Source organism: Amycolatopsis minnesotensis (assembly GCF_039529815.1).
Classification (GTDB): Bacteria; Actinomycetota; Actinomycetes; order Mycobacteriales; family Pseudonocardiaceae; genus Amycolatopsis; species Amycolatopsis minnesotensis.
In genome coordinates, this window is record NZ_BAAANN010000012.1 from 110,197 (window position 1) to 126,065 (window position 15,869).

The 15,869-nt window shown below is 69.6% G+C and carries 16 protein-coding genes; 9 read left to right on the plus strand and 7 right to left on the minus strand.

What is annotated here, in order from left to right; translation table 11 throughout:
- Window positions 1-24: 24 nt before the first annotated feature.
- Window positions 25-561, plus strand: a complete 537-nt coding sequence (locus ABD256_RS16825; protein ID WP_344418858.1) for a DUF3093 domain-containing protein — start codon at window positions 25-27, stop codon at window positions 559-561.
- A gap of 110 nt (window positions 562-671) precedes the next feature.
- Here the strand turns inward: ABD256_RS16825 and ABD256_RS16830 are convergent, their stop codons facing one another.
- Entirely contained in the window at window positions 672-980 is a 309-nt protein-coding gene (locus ABD256_RS16830; RefSeq protein WP_005164528.1) for a DUF4193 domain-containing protein, read from the minus strand.
- Window positions 981-1,398: 418 nt separating this feature from the next.
- Between ABD256_RS16830 and cei the strand changes: the two genes are divergently transcribed.
- Window positions 1,399-2,079 carry an envelope integrity protein Cei gene (cei, locus tag ABD256_RS16835; protein WP_344418889.1) on the plus strand — a complete coding sequence of 227 codons (681 nt, stop codon included), beginning with the start codon at window positions 1,399-1,401 and terminating at the stop codon, window positions 2,077-2,079.
- Window positions 2,080-2,555: 476 nt separating this feature from the next.
- Here cei and ABD256_RS16840 read toward each other — a convergent pair whose 3' ends face one another.
- Complete coding sequence (locus ABD256_RS16840) at window positions 2,556-3,401, minus strand: inositol monophosphatase family protein (RefSeq protein WP_344418892.1); 846 nt, start codon at window positions 3,399-3,401, stop codon at window positions 2,556-2,558.
- Between the two features lie 143 nt (window positions 3,402-3,544).
- Here ABD256_RS16840 and ppgK point away from each other — a divergent pair, with 143 nt between their 5' ends.
- The 3 genes from ppgK to ABD256_RS16855 all read left to right on the plus strand — a co-directional run bounded on the left by ppgK (window position 3,545) and on the right by ABD256_RS16855 (window position 7,520).
- Complete coding sequence (gene ppgK / locus ABD256_RS16845) at window positions 3,545-4,306, plus strand: polyphosphate--glucose phosphotransferase (protein ID WP_344418895.1); 762 nt, start codon at window positions 3,545-3,547, stop codon at window positions 4,304-4,306.
- 209 nt (window positions 4,307-4,515) lie between these two features.
- Complete coding sequence (locus ABD256_RS16850) at window positions 4,516-5,904, plus strand: RNA polymerase sigma factor (RefSeq protein WP_344418898.1); 1,389 nt, start codon at window positions 4,516-4,518, stop codon at window positions 5,902-5,904.
- A gap of 236 nt (window positions 5,905-6,140) precedes the next feature.
- Complete coding sequence (locus ABD256_RS16855) at window positions 6,141-7,520, plus strand: RNA polymerase sigma factor (protein WP_344418901.1); 1,380 nt, start codon at window positions 6,141-6,143, stop codon at window positions 7,518-7,520.
- A gap of 69 nt (window positions 7,521-7,589) precedes the next feature.
- On the opposite strand, the gene ABD256_RS16860 is transcribed toward ABD256_RS16855, so the two are convergent.
- The gene (locus tag ABD256_RS16860; RefSeq protein ID WP_344418904.1) at window positions 7,590-7,796 is read right to left on the minus strand and encodes a hypothetical protein; all 207 of its coding nucleotides are present in this window, start codon (window positions 7,794-7,796) and stop codon (window positions 7,590-7,592) included.
- Window positions 7,793-8,401: a hypothetical protein gene (locus ABD256_RS16865; protein ID WP_344418907.1), complete on the minus strand. Its 609-nt coding sequence runs from the start codon at window positions 8,399-8,401 to the stop codon at window positions 7,793-7,795. The genes ABD256_RS16860 and ABD256_RS16865 overlap by 4 nt, the downstream gene beginning before the upstream one ends.
- A gap of 205 nt (window positions 8,402-8,606) precedes the next feature.
- On the opposite strand from ABD256_RS16865, the gene ABD256_RS16870 reads away from it, so the two are divergent.
- From ABD256_RS16870 to ABD256_RS16880, 3 genes are read left to right on the plus strand one after another with little or no spacing between them, the layout of a single operon-like run.
- Window positions 8,607-9,752, plus strand: coding sequence for a sensor histidine kinase (locus ABD256_RS16870; protein WP_344418910.1), 1,146 nt, complete (start codon window positions 8,607-8,609; stop codon window positions 9,750-9,752).
- Complete coding sequence (locus ABD256_RS16875) at window positions 9,749-10,438, plus strand: response regulator (RefSeq protein ID WP_344418913.1); 690 nt, start codon at window positions 9,749-9,751, stop codon at window positions 10,436-10,438. The genes ABD256_RS16870 and ABD256_RS16875 overlap by 4 nt, the downstream gene beginning before the upstream one ends.
- Before the next feature lie 48 nt (window positions 10,439-10,486).
- Window positions 10,487-11,965 (plus strand): APC family permease, encoded by a 1,479-nt coding sequence (locus ABD256_RS16880; RefSeq protein ID WP_344418916.1) that lies wholly within the window; start codon window positions 10,487-10,489, stop codon window positions 11,963-11,965.
- Here ABD256_RS16880 and ABD256_RS16885 read toward each other — a convergent pair.
- Window positions 11,928-12,470, minus strand: a complete 543-nt coding sequence (locus ABD256_RS16885) for a DUF6885 family protein (RefSeq protein ID WP_344418919.1) — start codon at window positions 12,468-12,470, stop codon at window positions 11,928-11,930. The two genes, ABD256_RS16880 and ABD256_RS16885, sit on opposite strands and share 38 nt — an antisense overlap.
- Window positions 12,471-12,931: 461 nt before the next feature.
- Between ABD256_RS16885 and ABD256_RS16890 the strand changes: the two genes are divergently transcribed.
- The gene (locus ABD256_RS16890; protein ID WP_254125204.1) at window positions 12,932-13,114 is read left to right on the plus strand and encodes a DUF7455 domain-containing protein; all 183 of its coding nucleotides are present in this window, start codon (window positions 12,932-12,934) and stop codon (window positions 13,112-13,114) included.
- Window positions 13,115-13,191: 77 nt separating this feature from the next.
- Here ABD256_RS16890 and ABD256_RS16895 read toward each other — a convergent pair whose 3' ends face one another.
- Both ABD256_RS16895 and ABD256_RS16900 read right to left on the minus strand, forming a co-directional pair.
- Complete coding sequence (locus tag ABD256_RS16895; protein WP_344418924.1) at window positions 13,192-14,373, minus strand: ROK family protein; 1,182 nt, start codon at window positions 14,371-14,373, stop codon at window positions 13,192-13,194.
- Between the two features lie 12 nt (window positions 14,374-14,385).
- Window positions 14,386-15,822 carry a sugar ABC transporter permease gene (locus ABD256_RS16900; RefSeq protein WP_344418927.1) on the minus strand — a complete coding sequence of 479 codons (1,437 nt, stop codon included), beginning with the start codon at window positions 15,820-15,822 and terminating at the stop codon, window positions 14,386-14,388.
- Window positions 15,823-15,869 lie beyond the last annotated feature (47 nt).

Below are 15,869 nucleotides of genomic sequence, written 5' to 3' on the forward strand. Positions count from 1 at the left end.
GGGCGGCGAGACTACCCTTCCCCTGTGGGTACCAGTGCAAGCAAGGCCGGTGAGGCTCAACCGCGCGAAGCGAACGGCGAACCGCGCTACCGGGAGCGGCTGTACGTCTCCTGGTGGGGCTGGCCGCTGCCGCTGCTCGGCTCGGTGCTGCTGGCGGCGGAGATCCCGATGGGCTTCCGCGCCGTCCCGGAGTGGCTGCCGTTCGCGGTACTGCCGGTGCTGGCGGTCCTGCTGATGCTTTCGCTCGGCCGCGTGAAGGTGACCGTGACCGGCGGCGACGGTCCCGAGCTGCGGGTCGGCGACGCGCACATCCCGCTCGCGTTCGTCGGCGACGTCGAGGTGATCGGCAAAGACGACAAGCGCAAGGCGCTCGGCCCCGAGTCGGACCCGGCCGCCTTCGTGGTGCACCGCGGCTGGATCGGGCCGCTCCTGCGGCTGCGGCTCACCGACCCGGCCGATCCCACGCCGTACTGGCTGATCAGCACGCGCAAGCCGGAGCGGCTCGCCGAATTGGTCCGCGGCGGTACCGCTCGCGAGGACTCCGGGTACGACGAAGGGTGACCAGGCGCGGCGCCTGGTCACCCTCGCTGTCTTGCTCTTGTTCTGCCCGCCGGGCGTGACCACACCGCCACGCCCGCGACGAAGACCCCCGATCTGACGCACCCGCTCCCTCAGGCGCAGTCGCGGCAGATCAGCCGTCCCCCGCTCTCCTCGGCCAGCCGGCTCCGGTGGTGCACCAGGAAACACACCGAGCAGGTGAACTCGTCAGCCTGCTTGGGCACCACCTTGACCGTCAGGTCCTCACCGGAGAGCCCGGAGAGGTCGGCACCGGGGAGCTCGAAGTTCTCCGCGGTCGCGTCCTCGTCGACGTCCACGACGCCGGACTGGTTCTCGTTGCGCCTCGCCTTCAGCTCTTCCAACGAGTCTTCGGCCAGCTCGTCGGCTTCGCTGCGGCGCGGAGCGTCGTAGTCGGTCGCCATTGTCCCTCACCCCTGCGATCAGCTTGATGTCAAAACTGCTCCGGACACACCTGCGCGAGTCCGTCGCGTGCGCTAGTAAACGATCCAGCGCCCCTGTTTGTGCCCGGCGTGGCAGTGAGCCAGATCTCTCTTGTGCATCGTGGTCTGTCGACTGCTCCAGCCGCCGGAGCCCGCAGAGGGTAGCTCACCGGATACCCAGCTCGGCAACGTGTCAGTCCTGCCGCTCTGCACGTCACCCATCAGGGGTAACGTACCCTCCGTGACGGGTTAGACCGATCGGGTTGCCGACCCGGAGTCGCAGGCAACCTGGACGCGACTGTCGGCGTCTTAGAGCGGTGTAACGCCTAAGCTGATCAGAGACGACGAAGCCGGTAACGGCTCGTTTCGGGGGCTGTCGATCGGGGAAGGGACATCGCAGGTGGCGTCGGGGAAGGGTTTCGGGGACCGCACGGCACGGCCGTACCGCAGACGACGCCCGCTTCCGGCGCTCATCGTGATCGCGGTGCTGTGCCTCGGCGCACTCGTCGTGTGGGTCAACGCGATCACGGGCAAGGGTGACATCGATTCCGCGATCCGCTGCGATCCCCCCGCGCAGGCACCGCCCGGCGCGGCGTACACCCCGCTGAGCCACGACGCGCTCGACAGCACCGCCCCGATCCCGCAGACCAAGGTCGCCGTCCGGGTGCTCAACGCGAGCAGCACGCGCGGCGCGGCCGCGCTCACCACGGAGAACATCGCCGCGCTCGGGTTCGAGCAGGCGGCCCCGCCGGACAACGACCCCGCCTACCCGCCGCACCACGAAGCGAAGTGCCGCGGCCAGATCCGCTTCGGCGAGAACGGCGCCCCCGCCGCCCGCACGCTCAGCCTCGTCGCGCCGTGCGTCGAACTGGTGCGGGACAACCGGAAGGACGCGTCGGTCGACCTGTCCGTCGGCAGCGCGTTCGGCCAGCTCCAGCCGAAGGCCGAGGCGAAGCAGGTGCTCGACCAGCTCAAGGCCTTCAGCGCGCAGCAACCGACCGGCGGCGCCGAGCAGTCCGCCGGGCAGACCCCGAAGATCGACCAGACCCTGCTCGCCGCCGCGCGCGACGTCACCTGCTGACACTCCCCCGCCAGAGGTAACCCGCCCAGCGGGGCGGGCTGCTATGCCCCGAAGGTGATCTCGCCCTCGCGGCGCGCGGCATGATGACGGTGATGCCCCGAAGGACGCCTTCGCGGCATCAGATTCCCTCAAGGGCGCCTTCAGGGCACGTGGCCTGGGCCGGGCAAGCCCGTGCAGGCCGCATCCATGGCGTTACCGGCCTGAATGGCGTTACCGGCCTGAATGCTTCGGGCACGAGCGCGGGAACGAGAAAGAGGCGCGAGCGGCGAAACCCAGGCCCGCAAGGCTCCCTCCACGGCCCCTGACGCCGCGTTCCCGGCCGGCACAGCACGGTTCAGGACAGCGCATGGCCCACCGATGCCCCGAAGGACGCCTTCGCGGCATCAGATTCCCCGAAGGACGCCTTCAGGGCGGGAGACCTCGCCTTGACCTCCGGAGAAGCATCCATCGGAGCGGTGACGGGGCCGGAAGCTGGCTCAGACGGTGGCGGCGCCGCAGTCCAGCAGGGCCCTGCGGAGCGGGGTCGCGATGCCGGGGGCGGCGGCGAAGGTCGCGTCGGCGCCCAGTTCGGTGTCCTCGCCCGGTATCCGCACGAGCGCACCCGCCTCGGACGCCACGAGCGCGCCTGCCGCCCAGTCCCAGGTGTTGAGACCGTGCTCGAAGTACGCGTCGGTCCAGCCCGCCGCGACGGCGCACAGGTCGAGTGAGGCCGCGCCGGAGCGCCGGATGTCGCGGACCCGGCCGAGCAGGTCGGCGGCGAACGCCGCCTGCCGGGTTCGCCGGTCCTGCCGGTAGGCGAACCCGGTCGCGACCAGCGTGAGGTCGAGGCGGTCCGGTCCCGCGCCGATCCGCAGCGGCTCGCCGTCGAGGAAGGCGCCGTGCCCGCGCGCCGCCGTCCAGCGGCGCCCGCTGGCCGGTTCCACCACGGCGCCCGCCACCGACACGCCGTCGACCTGCGCGCCGATCGACACCGCGAACCACGGGAAGCCGTAGAGGAAGTTCACCGTGCCGTCGATCGGATCGACCACCCAGGTGACCTCGCCCGGCTCGGCAGCCGTGCCGCCGCCCTCCTCGCCGATGATCCGTTCGCCCGGGCGCCTCGCCGCGAGCAGTTCGCGGACGAGCCGTTCGGAGGCGTGGTCGGTCTCGGTCACCACGTCGGTGTCGGTGGACTTCGTGCCGACTTCCACCGCCCTGCCGCGCAGCATGCCCCGCCACACTTCGCCGACCAGTGCGGCCGCCTCGACGGCGATCGACTCGGCTGTCTCCGACAACGTTTTCGGCTCTGTCTCGTCAACTCCCACGACGACATGGGACCACATCCCGCTACAGTCTCGGGGACGCACTTCTGAATCGTGGGAGTTACGACTCCCCCGCGAACTCCGTCCGGGGCGAGCCGCGGACGGGATGATTTAGCCGTGCCCGCACGGCACGGCAGGACAGCTTGAGGGAAGGGACGGCGCCAATGACGGCGAGCCGAGGTTTCGGAATCGACATCGGCGGCAGCGGGATCAAGGGCGCTCTGGTGGACCTGGAGCAGGGCCGGTTGATCGGCGAGCGGCTGAGGATCGACACGCCAAAGCCCGCCACGCCCGAGGCCGTTGCCGAGGTCGTCGCCGAAGTGGTCGGCGGCTTCGACTGGGACGGCCCGGTCGGCGTCACGCTCCCCGCGGTGGTGAAGAAGGGCGTCGCGCACACCGCCGCCAACATCGACCCGAGCTGGATCGGCACGGACGCGGACGCGCTGTTCGCCAAGCAGCTCGGCCGGGACGTCGAGAACGTCGCCATGCTGAACGACGCGGACGCCGCGGGCATGGCGGAGGTCCGCTTCGGCGATCCCGCCGCGCGCAAGGGCGTCGTCGCGCTGCTGACCTTCGGCACCGGGATCGGCAGCGCGGTGTTCCACGACGGCAAGCTCGTGCCGAACACCGAACTCGGGCACATCGAGGTCGACGGGCACGACGCGGAAAAGAAGGCCGCGGCGTCGGTCAAGGACCTCGAAGGCCTGTCGTACCCGGAGTGGTCGAAGCGGGTGCACCGGTACCTCACGGCGCTGGAAAACCTGATCTGGCCCGATCTGTTCATCGTCGGCGGCGGGGTCAGCAAGAAGTCGGAGAAGTGGGTGCCGCTGCTCGACATCCGCACCAGGGTCGTGGTCGCCTCGCTGCAGAACAACGCGGGCATCGTGGGCGCCGCGGCGGCCGCCGCCGAGGGCATCGAGCACTGATCGAGACCCCGGCCGATCACCGATCGGGAACATCCGGCGCGCCCGGAGGGGCGATCGCTTCGCAACTCCCCGGCGTGCCGTCGTTACAATGGAACACGGCCCTTGGCTGCGGGGACGAAAACCGCAGGCCGGGGGCGTCCCCCGAACCTTGGCAGCCGGGAGGTCCCCTCCCTCCGGCTCGCCTGATTGACCGCTGCGAAAGGGCGTACGTGGCAGCCGCAAAAACCGCTACCCGAAGCGGCACGAAGACAACCAGCGCCGACGAGGGCGCGGAGTCCAGCATCGAGGCGGCCGGCCAGAACGGCACCGCGAAGAAGGCTGCTCCCCGTAAGCCCGCCGCGCGCAAGACCGCGGCGAAGAAGGCCCCCACCAAGGCCAAGGGCGAGGACACCGCCGGCGAGGCCGACGGTCCGGAGGACCTCGACGAGGCCGACCTGGAGACCCCGGACCTGTCCGATCTCGAAGAGGTCGAGGTCGACGTAGTCGACGCCACCGTCACCACGGACGAGGACACCGCCGAGGACGCCGAAGAGGACGAGGCGCCCGCCGCCACGCCCCGTGGCCAGCGCACGTCCAGCGCGAAGGGCGGCAAGTCCGCCGAGGGCGGATCCGACTTCGTGTGGGACGAGGAGGAGTCCGAGGCGCTGCGGCAGGCCCGCAAGGACGCCGAGCTCACCGCCTCCGCGGACTCCGTGCGCGCCTACCTCAAGCAGATCGGCAAGGTCGCACTCCTCAACGCCGAAGAAGAAGTCGAACTCGCCAAACGCATCGAAGCAGGCCTCTACGCCGCCGAACGCGTCCGCGGCTCCGAAGAAGAAGGCGAAAAACTCGCCACCCAGATGCGCCGCGACCTCAAATGGATCGTCCGCGACGGCGAACGGGCCAAGTTCCACCTGCTGGAGGCGAACCTCCGGCTCGTGGTCTCGCTCGCCAAGCGCTACACGGGACGGGGCATGGCGTTCCTCGATCTGATCCAGGAGGGGAACCTGGGGCTGATCCGCGCGGTCGAGAAGTTCGACTACACCAAGGGATTCAAGTTTTCGACCTACGCCACGTGGTGGATCCGCCAGGCCATCACCCGCGCCATGGCCGACCAGGCCCGCACCATCCGCATCCCCGTGCACATGGTCGAAGTCATCAACAAACTCGGCCGCATACAACGCGAACTCCTCCAGGACCTCGGCCGCGAACCGACCCCAGAAGAACTCGCCAAAGAAATGGACATCTCCCCGGAGAAAGTCCTCGAAATCCAGCAATACGCCCGCGAACCCATCAGCCTCGACCAAACCATCGGCGACGAAGGCGACTCCCAACTCGGCGACTTCATCGAAGACTCCGAAGCCGTCGTCGCCGTCGACGCCGTCTCCTTCACCCTCCTGCAGGACCAACTCCAATCCGTCCTGCAAACCCTCTCCGAACGCGAAGCAGGCGTCGTCCGCCTCCGCTTCGGACTCACCGACGGCCAACCCCGCACCCTCGACGAAATCGGCCAAGTCTACGGTGTCACCCGCGAACGCATCCGCCAGATCGAATCCAAAACCATGTCCAAACTCCGCCACCCCTCCCGATCCCAAGTCCTCCGCGACTACCTCGACTAGGGCTGACATCCGGCGAAGGGGCCGTCGACCTGCGGGTCGGCGGCCCCTTCGCCGTCACATCCGGTCACAGAAGCCGATCAACTGGCGGCGAAGGCGGCGGGTCGTCGTTACAATGGAACGCGGCCCGGACCTGCGGACGGCAAGCCGGCAGGCCGAGGGACGAGTCCGAATCCGAGGCAGCCGAGGCCAGCTCCCTGCCCCGGTTCGTCGTGATCGACCACTGCGAAAGGGTGTCTGTGGCAGCCCCGAGGACCGCCAGCCGAAGCGGCAAGAAGACAGCGACCAGCGCCGATACCGACATCGAGGCCGACGGTCAGAACGGTGCGGCGCCGAAGGCTGCTCCCCGTAAGCCTGCCGCGCGCAAGACCGCGGCGAAGAAGACCCCCACCAAGGCCAAGGGCGAGGACACCGCCGGCGAGGCCGACGGTCCGGAGGACCTCGACGAGGCCGACCTGGAGACCCCGGACCTGTCCGATCTCGAAGAGGTCGAGGTCGACGTAGTCGACGCCACCGTCACCACCGGCGAAGACGTCGCGGAGGACGCCGAAGAGGACGAGGCGCCCGCCGCCACGCCCCGTGGCCAGCGCACGTCCAGCGCGAAGGGCGGCAAGTCCGCCGAGGGCGGATCCGACTTCGTGTGGGACGAGGAGGAGTCCGAGGCGCTGCGGCAGGCCCGCAAGGACGCCGAGCTCACCGCCTCCGCGGACTCCGTGCGCGCCTACCTCAAGCAGATCGGCAAGGTCGCACTCCTCAACGCCGAAGAAGAAGTCGAACTCGCCAAACGCATCGAAGCAGGCCTCTACGCCGCCGAACGCGTCCGCGGCTCCGAAGAAGAAGGCGAAAAACTCGCCACCCAGATGCGCCGCGACCTCAAATGGATCGTCCGCGACGGCGAACGGGCCAAGTTCCACCTGCTGGAGGCGAACCTCCGGCTCGTGGTCTCGCTCGCCAAGCGCTACACGGGACGGGGCATGGCGTTCCTCGATCTGATCCAGGAGGGGAACCTGGGGCTGATCCGCGCGGTCGAGAAGTTCGACTACACCAAGGGATTCAAGTTTTCGACCTACGCCACGTGGTGGATCCGCCAGGCCATCACCCGCGCCATGGCCGACCAGGCCCGCACCATCCGCATCCCCGTGCACATGGTCGAAGTCATCAACAAACTCGGCCGCATACAACGCGAACTCCTCCAGGACCTCGGCCGCGAACCGACCCCAGAAGAACTCGCCAAAGAAATGGACATCTCCCCGGAGAAAGTCCTCGAAATCCAGCAATACGCCCGCGAACCCATCAGCCTCGACCAAACCATCGGCGACGAAGGCGACTCCCAACTCGGCGACTTCATCGAAGACTCCGAAGCCGTCGTCGCCGTCGACGCCGTCTCCTTCACCCTCCTGCAGGACCAACTCCAATCCGTCCTGCAAACCCTCTCCGAACGCGAAGCAGGCGTCGTCCGCCTCCGCTTCGGACTCACCGACGGCCAACCCCGCACCCTCGACGAAATCGGCCAAGTCTACGGCGTCACCCGCGAACGCATCCGCCAGATCGAATCCAAAACCATGTCCAAACTCCGCCACCCCTCCCGATCCCAAGTCCTCCGCGACTACCTCGACTGAGACGGGAAAAGAAAAACGCGGGTGCGTCCACTGTGGACGCACCCGCGTTTTTCTTTCCCCGCACCGGTTTCAGTTGCCGGACCGGCTCTTGCGCTTACCGGAGGCGGCCAGCACCAGCAGGCCGCCGAGCACCGCCATCACCACGCTCGCCGCGATGTGCAGCGACTCCGGCAGCACGTACAACTGGACGAACCAGCTCCTCGACCCGTCGCCGAGCCGGTTGATGAAGCCGCCGACGCCCTGCACGAGCAAGAGGATCCCGAATGCCTCGATCATGATGAAACCCGTTCCGTGTCGGCGGCCCTGCTGGAAGACCGCGGAGTCAACGTCTGCCAGAGCGGTCCGGTGACGAACCAGATGACCGTGATCAAGCCGAGCCGGGGCAGCCAGCCGGTGGCCTCCCACAGCGGCTTCGTCTGCTCCGGGGTGCCGACAACGAAGATCAGCACCAGCAGGACCGCGGCCGCGATCCCGCAGCCGAGCACGCAGCGGCCCCATTCCCGCCACTCGTGGCGCACCCGTTCCGGACCGTGCTTCGGCGGTTTGACCGGTGGCGGCCCGCCCGCGAAGCGGTGCGCGAACCGCACGTCGGCCCACCGCACCAGGCGCGGCCCGAACGCGACGGAGAAGCCGAGGTACACGCCCGCGATCCCGTGCACCGCACTGGCCTTGCCGCCGCCGGCGAGGTCGATCATCGTCGCGACGAGCACCCCGAGGTCGACCACCGCGGTCGAGGCGAGCAGCACGGCTCCGGTCCGGCGCCAGCGCAGCAGGTACCTGGCGACGAGGCCGCCGAGGATGAAGACCCAGAACCCGATCTCGCCCGCCGCGATGACCATGGCCATCGGATTGGCGGCGAGGAACTCCCATGCTTTGTCCACGCCGGTAACGATCGCGCGCCGGAGTGCGCGGCGCGTCCGCGATCCGCAGGACCCGCCGGTCATCAGTTGGGATGAGGTCATCAGTTCGGATGACGTCGCCCGCCGCGCGCTGTGCTGTGATGGGCAGGTGTCCTGCCGCGCCTCCCCCCTGCCTTCACCGCGGTTGCCGAAGCGGTTCCGGGGCCTGAGCGAGACGTGGCAAGACGTGCTCATCAGCGTGACGTCCTTCGTGGTGGGCGCGCTGCTCTACCAGTTCGGCCTGTTCGCGATGTTCGGCTCCCGGACGACCGAGGTGGGCCCGTGGCACTGGGTCACGCTGGCGCTGATCTGCGCGCTCGGCCTGCTGCGCAGGCGCAGCTCCGGTATCGGCCTCGCACTCGCGACCGCGGTGGTGTGCTGGGACGCGGTGCTCGGCCTGACCGCGCCGACCCTGGCCGCCTTCTTCGACCACGTCTACGCGGCGACGATGTACGGCTCGCGCAGGCTCAGCAAGGCGATGGTCCCGCTGGCCGCGTTGAGCACCGTGGGCACCACGGCCATCGCGCTCGTGCACACCGGCGACTGGAAGCTCGCCGTGCTGGCCGCGCTGGCCACCAACTTCCCGTTCGTGATCACGCCGGTGTGGTGGGCGACCGGGATGCGCCAGTTCCGGGACCTCGCCGAGCAGGAGCGGGAGAACGCCGCGCAGCTTGCCAGGATCAGCGAGCTGGACCGCGACGCGGCGGTGGTCGCCGAGCGGTCGCGGATGGCGCGCGATCTGCACGACGTGATCGCGGGGCACCTGTCGGCGATCGCGATCCAGTCCGAGGCCGCGCTCTCGCTCAACGAAGCCGACCCGGCGACCTCGCGCAAGGTGCTCGAAGCGGTGCGGGAGAACAGCGTGCACGCGCTCGAAGAGATGCGGGCGATGATCGGGCTGCTGCGGTCGGCGCAGTCGGATGCCGACGAGAAGACCGCGCCGGCCAGGCTGGCGGACCTTTCCGTGCTCGTCGACTCCGCGCGGGCGACCGGGATGCGCGTCGACGTGCGCACCGAGCTGGACGAGGACGACCCGCTGCCCGCGGCGGTCGACCTGACCGCGTACCGGATCGCGCAGGAGGCACTGACGAACGCGGTCAAGCACGCGCCGAACACCGACGCGGTCGTCACCGTCCGCCGGGTGAGCGGGACACTGCACGTCGAGGTGACCAACGAACTGCCGCCGGACGCGGGTGATCCGGCGGGCACCGGGAGGGGACTGTTGAACATGCGGGAACGGGCGGCCGCGGTGGGCGGCTCGCTTTCGGCAGGCCCGGCTGGCTCGTCGTGGTCGGTGCGGGCGCGGCTACCGATCGGCGGCGGCGAAGCGTGAGCGACGAAGTGCGGGTGCTGGTCGCCGACGACCACGGCGCGATCAGGGCGGGGCTGGTGCTCATCCTGGACAACGCGCCGGGTGTCGCGGTGGTCGGGGAAGCCGCCGATGGCGCGGCCGCGATCCAGCAGGCGCGGGCGCTGCGGCCGGACGTGGTGCTGATGGACGTGCGCATGCCCGGTGTCGACGGGATCGCCGCGACGAAGCAGATCGTGGCGGACGAGCTGGCGCAGGTGCTGGTGCTGACCACGTTCGACGTCGACGAGTACGTGTACGCGGCGCTGCGGGCCGGCGCGGGAGGGTTCCTGCTCAAGTCGGTCGAAGCGCCGAGGCTGGTGGAGGCGGTGCGCCTGGTGGCGGCGGGCGAGGGCGTGCTGGCGCCGCAGGTGACCAGGAAGCTGATCACCGCGTTCGCCTCCGGTGCCGCCGAGCCGGTGCGGCCGGCCGCGGAGCTGGCGGCGCTCACCGAGCGGGAGCGGGAAGTCCTGCAGTGCCTCGGCGACGGACTGTCCAATGCGGAAATCGGGCACCGGCTCTTCATCGGCGAGACCACCGTCAAGACCCACGTGTCCAGGGTGCTGATGAAACTCGGGCTCCGGTCACGGGTGCAGGCCGCGATCCTCGCCCAGGAACAGGGGCTCGCCGGGCAGAGCGGCGCCGGTACCGGGGAAAACCCGGAAACTTAGGGGTCGGGTCAGCCTGCGCCGGGGGCGGTGACCTTCTACTGTTTCCGGATGGGCGTGACGCGGACACTCAATGTCGACGACGTTCTCAAACGGCAGACCTCCGGCGAGCTGAAACGGCGGCTGCGCGGCCGCGATCTGATCGGCTTCGGGGTCGGGATCATCATCGGCACCGGCATCTTCACCCTCGCCGGCGTGGAGGCGAAGAGCCACGCCGGGCCCGCGGTGACGCTGTCCTTCGTGATCGGCGCGGTGGTCGCCGGGCTCGCCGCGCTCTGCTACGCGGAACTGGCGTCGAGCGTGCCGACCGCGGGCAGCGCCTACACCTACGCGTTCGCCACGCTCGGCGAGATCTTCGCCTGGATCATCGGCTGGGACCTGCTGCTCGAGTTCGCGCTCGGCGCCGCCGTCGTTTCGCGCGGCTGGTCGGGGTACCTGGCGAACCTGCTCGGACTGCCGCAGAGCCTGTTCGGCGAGGACGCCACGGTCAACATCGGGGCGGTGCTGATCATCGCGCTGCTGACCGCGGTCGCCGTCGCCGGGATCAAGCAGTCCGCCCTGTTCACCAACGCGCTGGTGCTGGTGAAGGTCGCGGTGTGCGTGCTGATCCTGGTGGTCGGCGTGTTCTTCATCAAGGGCGCGAACCTGACCCCGTTCCTCCCGGACGCCCAGCCGCCGGCCTCCGGCGCCGGCACGCTGCACCAGCCCGTCGTGCAGGCGGCGCTGGGGCTGCAGCAGTCGGTGTTCGGGATCGCGGGCATGGTCACCGCGGCGGCGATCGTGTTCTTCGCCTACACCGGTTTCGAAGCGCTGGCGAACCTCGGCGAGGAGACCCGCAACCCGAGCAAGGACCTGCGCGTCGGCATCCTCGGCGCACTGGGCATCTGCGCGATCCTCTACATCGGGGTGTCGCTGGTGCTGACCGGCATGGTGCACTACACCGACATCGACGAGGGCGCGCCGCTCGCGGACGCGTTCAACCAGGTAGGCCAGCGCTGGGTCGGCGCGCTCATCTCGGTCGGCGCGGTCACCGGGCTGACCTCGGTGATGATGGTCGAGCTGGTGACGATCGGGCGGATCGGGTTCGCGATGGGCCGCGACGGCCTGCTGCCGAAGAAGATCGGCGAGGCGCACCCGAAGTGGGGCACCCCGCACCGGATGACGATCGGCGGCGCGGTGCTGATCGCACTGCTGGCCGCGTTCATCCCGATCAGCGAGCTGTCGGACATGGTGAGCATCGGCGCGCTGTCGGCGATGATCATCGTCGCGCTCGCGGTCCCGGTGCTGCGCCGCAAACGCCCCGATCTCAAGCGCCCCTTCAGGGTGCCGCTCTCCCCCGCCCTGCCGATCGTCGCCGCGCTCGCCTGCCTGTACCTGATGCTGAACCTGGACGTGCTCACCTGGATCCGGTTCGCCGTCTGGCTCCTGCTCGGCCTCGCGATCTACTTCTGCTACGGCCGCAAGCACTCCAGGCTCGCCACGGAGGAGAAGGTCACGCCCAAGGCGACGGGAGAAGCCCCGCCGACCTGACGAGCGCGGCCACGTCGTCGGCGATCGGCGTGACGAGCAGGATCCCGTTGTCCCGCAAGGAATGCGCCAGCATCTCCGCTGGCTGCAGGTGCGCGCCTTCGTCCACTACGGACACCAGGGTCCGGTCGCCGACGGTGAGCGTGCCGTCCAGCGCGGCGTACCGGCTGCCCCGGCGCCGCGACGTCCACAGTGGAGGGATGCCGCCGTCGAGCCAGTCCCGCAGCGCGCGGTCGGGGGTGTCGTCGGCGACCAGGTCCTCGGCGGACAGGCAGGCGAGCACGCCCACCGCGTCCAGGCCGTGCAACGACGCGAGCAGCGCGCGAAGCCGCGCGGCGGTCCAGTCCCCGGAGACCGGGGTCACCAGGAACTCGGGCCGGGAGAGTGCGTCGGCGAGCCCGGCAGCGGGCAGCCCGCGCGTTGCCGCGAGGGCCATCTCGTCCCGGGCCAGCGCGCCGGGGAACCGCTGGATCTCGTCGAGCAGCGCCATCACGGTGCAGTCTCTCACGGTGGTTCGGCGACTACGTCGAGTCGTTCCGGCACGCGGGAAGTAGCGGACCGTGACGACACGCCCGGCTGTCGCGACACGCCGTAGAGCTCGCATTGTGACCATCACACGCAGCACTCGCGAATTCCGCTGAGAACGAACAAGATCGGTGCGAGCCGGGCCTTGATGCTCCGGACGGACGCCATGTTACCCGCCTGCGCAGGCACTTTCACCAGCGAAAACGGCAAAGTCCGCTACTCCGCGTTCCGGCCGCGGGGAATGATCTACGACATCCGGGGTAATTCGGCGTGACACACCTCCCACAGGCGCGGGAACACTTGCGGCCCGCCGAACGTCTGCAAGAGTGGAAGCAACGAACACCGCGGAGCCGGTGGCGACCCCGCCCCCGGAGTCAGTGCCGAAGTGGTCGTAGCTGGATCGATGGCATCGGGTAACCGGTGCCGGGACGGAGGGAGACTCCCATGACATCACCCACGCTCACCCGCCCCGAACTGACCGCTGCCGACCGTTGCGACCGGTGCGGTGCCGCAGCACAGGTTCGCGCCGTACTCAGCACTGGCGGCGAGTTGCTTTTCTGTGGACACCACGCTCGGGAGCACGAGAACAAGCTCAAGGAGATGGCAGCCGATATTCAGCGGGGCTGAAAAGAGTCTTTCTCTGCAGATGGCGAGTGCTCACCGAGCACTCGCCATCTTCATTTTCCGGGGAGGACGAGCCGAGGTCAGACGGTGTCGAGCACCTGCTCGAAGGCGACTTCGGCGGCACCGAGCAGCTTCACGTCGGCACCGAGGCTCGAGGGGACGATCTCCGTGCCGCCGACGGCCCTGCTGACCAGGCTCCGGCGCCGCACCGCCGCCGTCACGGTGTCGAGCACCGAGGGCGGCAGCATGGTGAACAGGTCGCCGAGCACGACGAGCTGCGGGCCGAGCAGGTTGACGACGTTGACGAGTCCCAGGGTGAGCCACTCGGAGAACTCCGCGAGGCGCCGTGCGGCCGCCTCAGGGTCCGGTGCGAGCTCCTTCAGCTCGACGAGGATCGCTCCCCTCGGCGTGTCCTCCGGCAGGCCGAGCGCGCGGCACAGCGCCGCTTCGCCCACCTCGGTCTCCCAGCACCCGCTGCTGCCGCAGTAGCAGCCGCGGCCACCGGGCCGGATCACCATGTGGCCGAACTCGCCAACGTACCCGGCCGCCCCGCGCAGGGACGAGCCCTCGGCGATCACGCCACCGCCCACGCCGACGTCGGCCGAGACGTACACGGCGTCCGACGAGCCGCGCGCGGAACCGCGGAGGTGCTCGGCGACGGCGCCCAGCTCGGCATCGTTGCCGACCAGCACCGGGACCCGCAGCACGCTGGTCAGCCGCTCCCCGAGCGCGATGTCGGTCCAGCGCAGGTTCGGCGCCTCGTGCACGTGCCCGTCCGCGCGCCGGACCACGCCGGGCACCGAAACCCCGGCGCCCGACGGGATGCAGCCGAGATCGCCGGCCAGCACGGTCGCCGATTCGACGATGTGCGTGATGACCTCGCCCGGCTCGCGGTTGCGCCCGTGCAGGTTCCAGCTGTTGCGGCCGAGGATCTGCCCGCCGAGCCCGACGAACGCGATCGCGACGTGCTCGACCTGGATGTCGACCGCGAGCACCACGGCGGCCTGCGGCTGGGGCAGCACCAGTAGCGAGGGGCGGCCTGCCCCTCGCCCTGGACGAGGTACCCGTTCCTCCACCACACCGGCCTCGGCGAGGCCGTCGACCAGCGTCTTGATGGTGCTGCGGTTCAACCCGAGCTCGTTCGCCAGCGTCGCCCTCGTGACCGGCCCCCCGATGTGCAGGAGCCGCAGCAAGGTCGTGCGGTTGTGCCGGCGCACCTCGTCCGGTCGTGCAACAGGCGTGCTGGTCACGGGTCTTATCATTCCACGGGAGGTTCAGCGCGGCGCCGCCGCCGCGCGGCGGCGGGACAGCGCGTCGACCGTGGCCGCCAGCATGAGCACCAGCCCGGTGATCACGTTGACCACCGCGGGCGGCTGCCCGAGCAGGCCGAGCGCGTTGGTCACGACGGCGAGCACGGCACCGCCGATCACCGCGTCGACGATCCGGCCGCGGCCGCCGAACAGGGAGGTCCCGCCGATCACCGCGGCGCCGACGGCGAACAGCAGCGTGTTGAGCCCACCGGCCTGCGGGTCGACCGAGCCGACCTTCGACGAGTAGACGATCGCGCCGATCGCGGCGACGGTCGAGCAGATCACGAACACGCTGGCCCTGATCTTGTCGACGTTGATCCCGGCCCGCCTCGCCGCCTCGCGGTTGCCGCCGACGGCGTAGATGTGCCTGCCGTACTTGGTGCGGTTGAGCACGTAGGTGCCCGCGACGAGCAGCACCAGCACGATCGGCACCACGTACGGCACGCCCGAGATCACGATGTTCGGGTTCGGCGCCCGGTTGATCGTCATCAGGTAGGTGGCGACGGCGGCGAGCACCGCGACCGAGCCGACCTTGAACAGCACGAGCGGCGTCGGCTGGGTGACGAGCCCGCGCTTGAGCCGGGAGAAGTGCTGGCCGAGCGAGACCGCGGCGAAACCGCCCGCGCCGAGGACGAACAGGAGCCAGCTCCCGAGCGCGGACAGGTTGCCGTTCGCGACCTTGAACAGCACCTCGGAGGTGCTGATGCCGAGCGTGCCGCCCTGGCCGATGAACTGCAGGATCACGCCCTGCCACACGATGAACAGCGCGAGGGTGACCACGAACGACGGCATGCCGATCTTGGACACCAGGAACCCGGTGATGCAGCCGATCGCGGCGCCGACGCAGATGGCGAGCAGCATCTCGACCCACGGGTTGGCCGCGGCACCGGACAGCGCGAGCACGATCGCGACGAGCGCGAACGCGGCACCGGCCCAGATCCGCAGGAACACCCCGAGCAGCACGGCGACCGCGAGCACGGCGAGGAAGGCGTAGAACACGCCGCTGTGCATCCCGCCGAGCAGGTTCCCGTTGCGCACGTAGTGCAGCGCCATCACCGCGCCGGCGACACCGGACGCGGTGCCTGCCGACAGGTCGATTTCGCCGAGCAGCAGCACGAACACGATGCCCATCGCGATGATCGTCTGCCCGGCGCCCTGCGCGAGGAGGTTCGCGATGTTGTTGAGGGAGAAGAACTTGTCCGAAAGCGCCGAGAACAGGACGACGAGCACGAGCAGGCCGAGCACGGCAGGCAGCGCGCCGAGCTGGCCCGCCTTCAGCCGCGACCCGTAGTCGCGAACGGCCTCTCCGGTGGACATCGACGTGGTGTCGATGCCGAAGTCGGTGATCACGCCCGCGGGCTCTCCGGTCTGGCGTTCCGGTTTGGCCGAGGTTTCAGTCATTGCGGGTTCTTTCTCTTCTCACAGCTCGAATGTCACTGCTCTTGGCT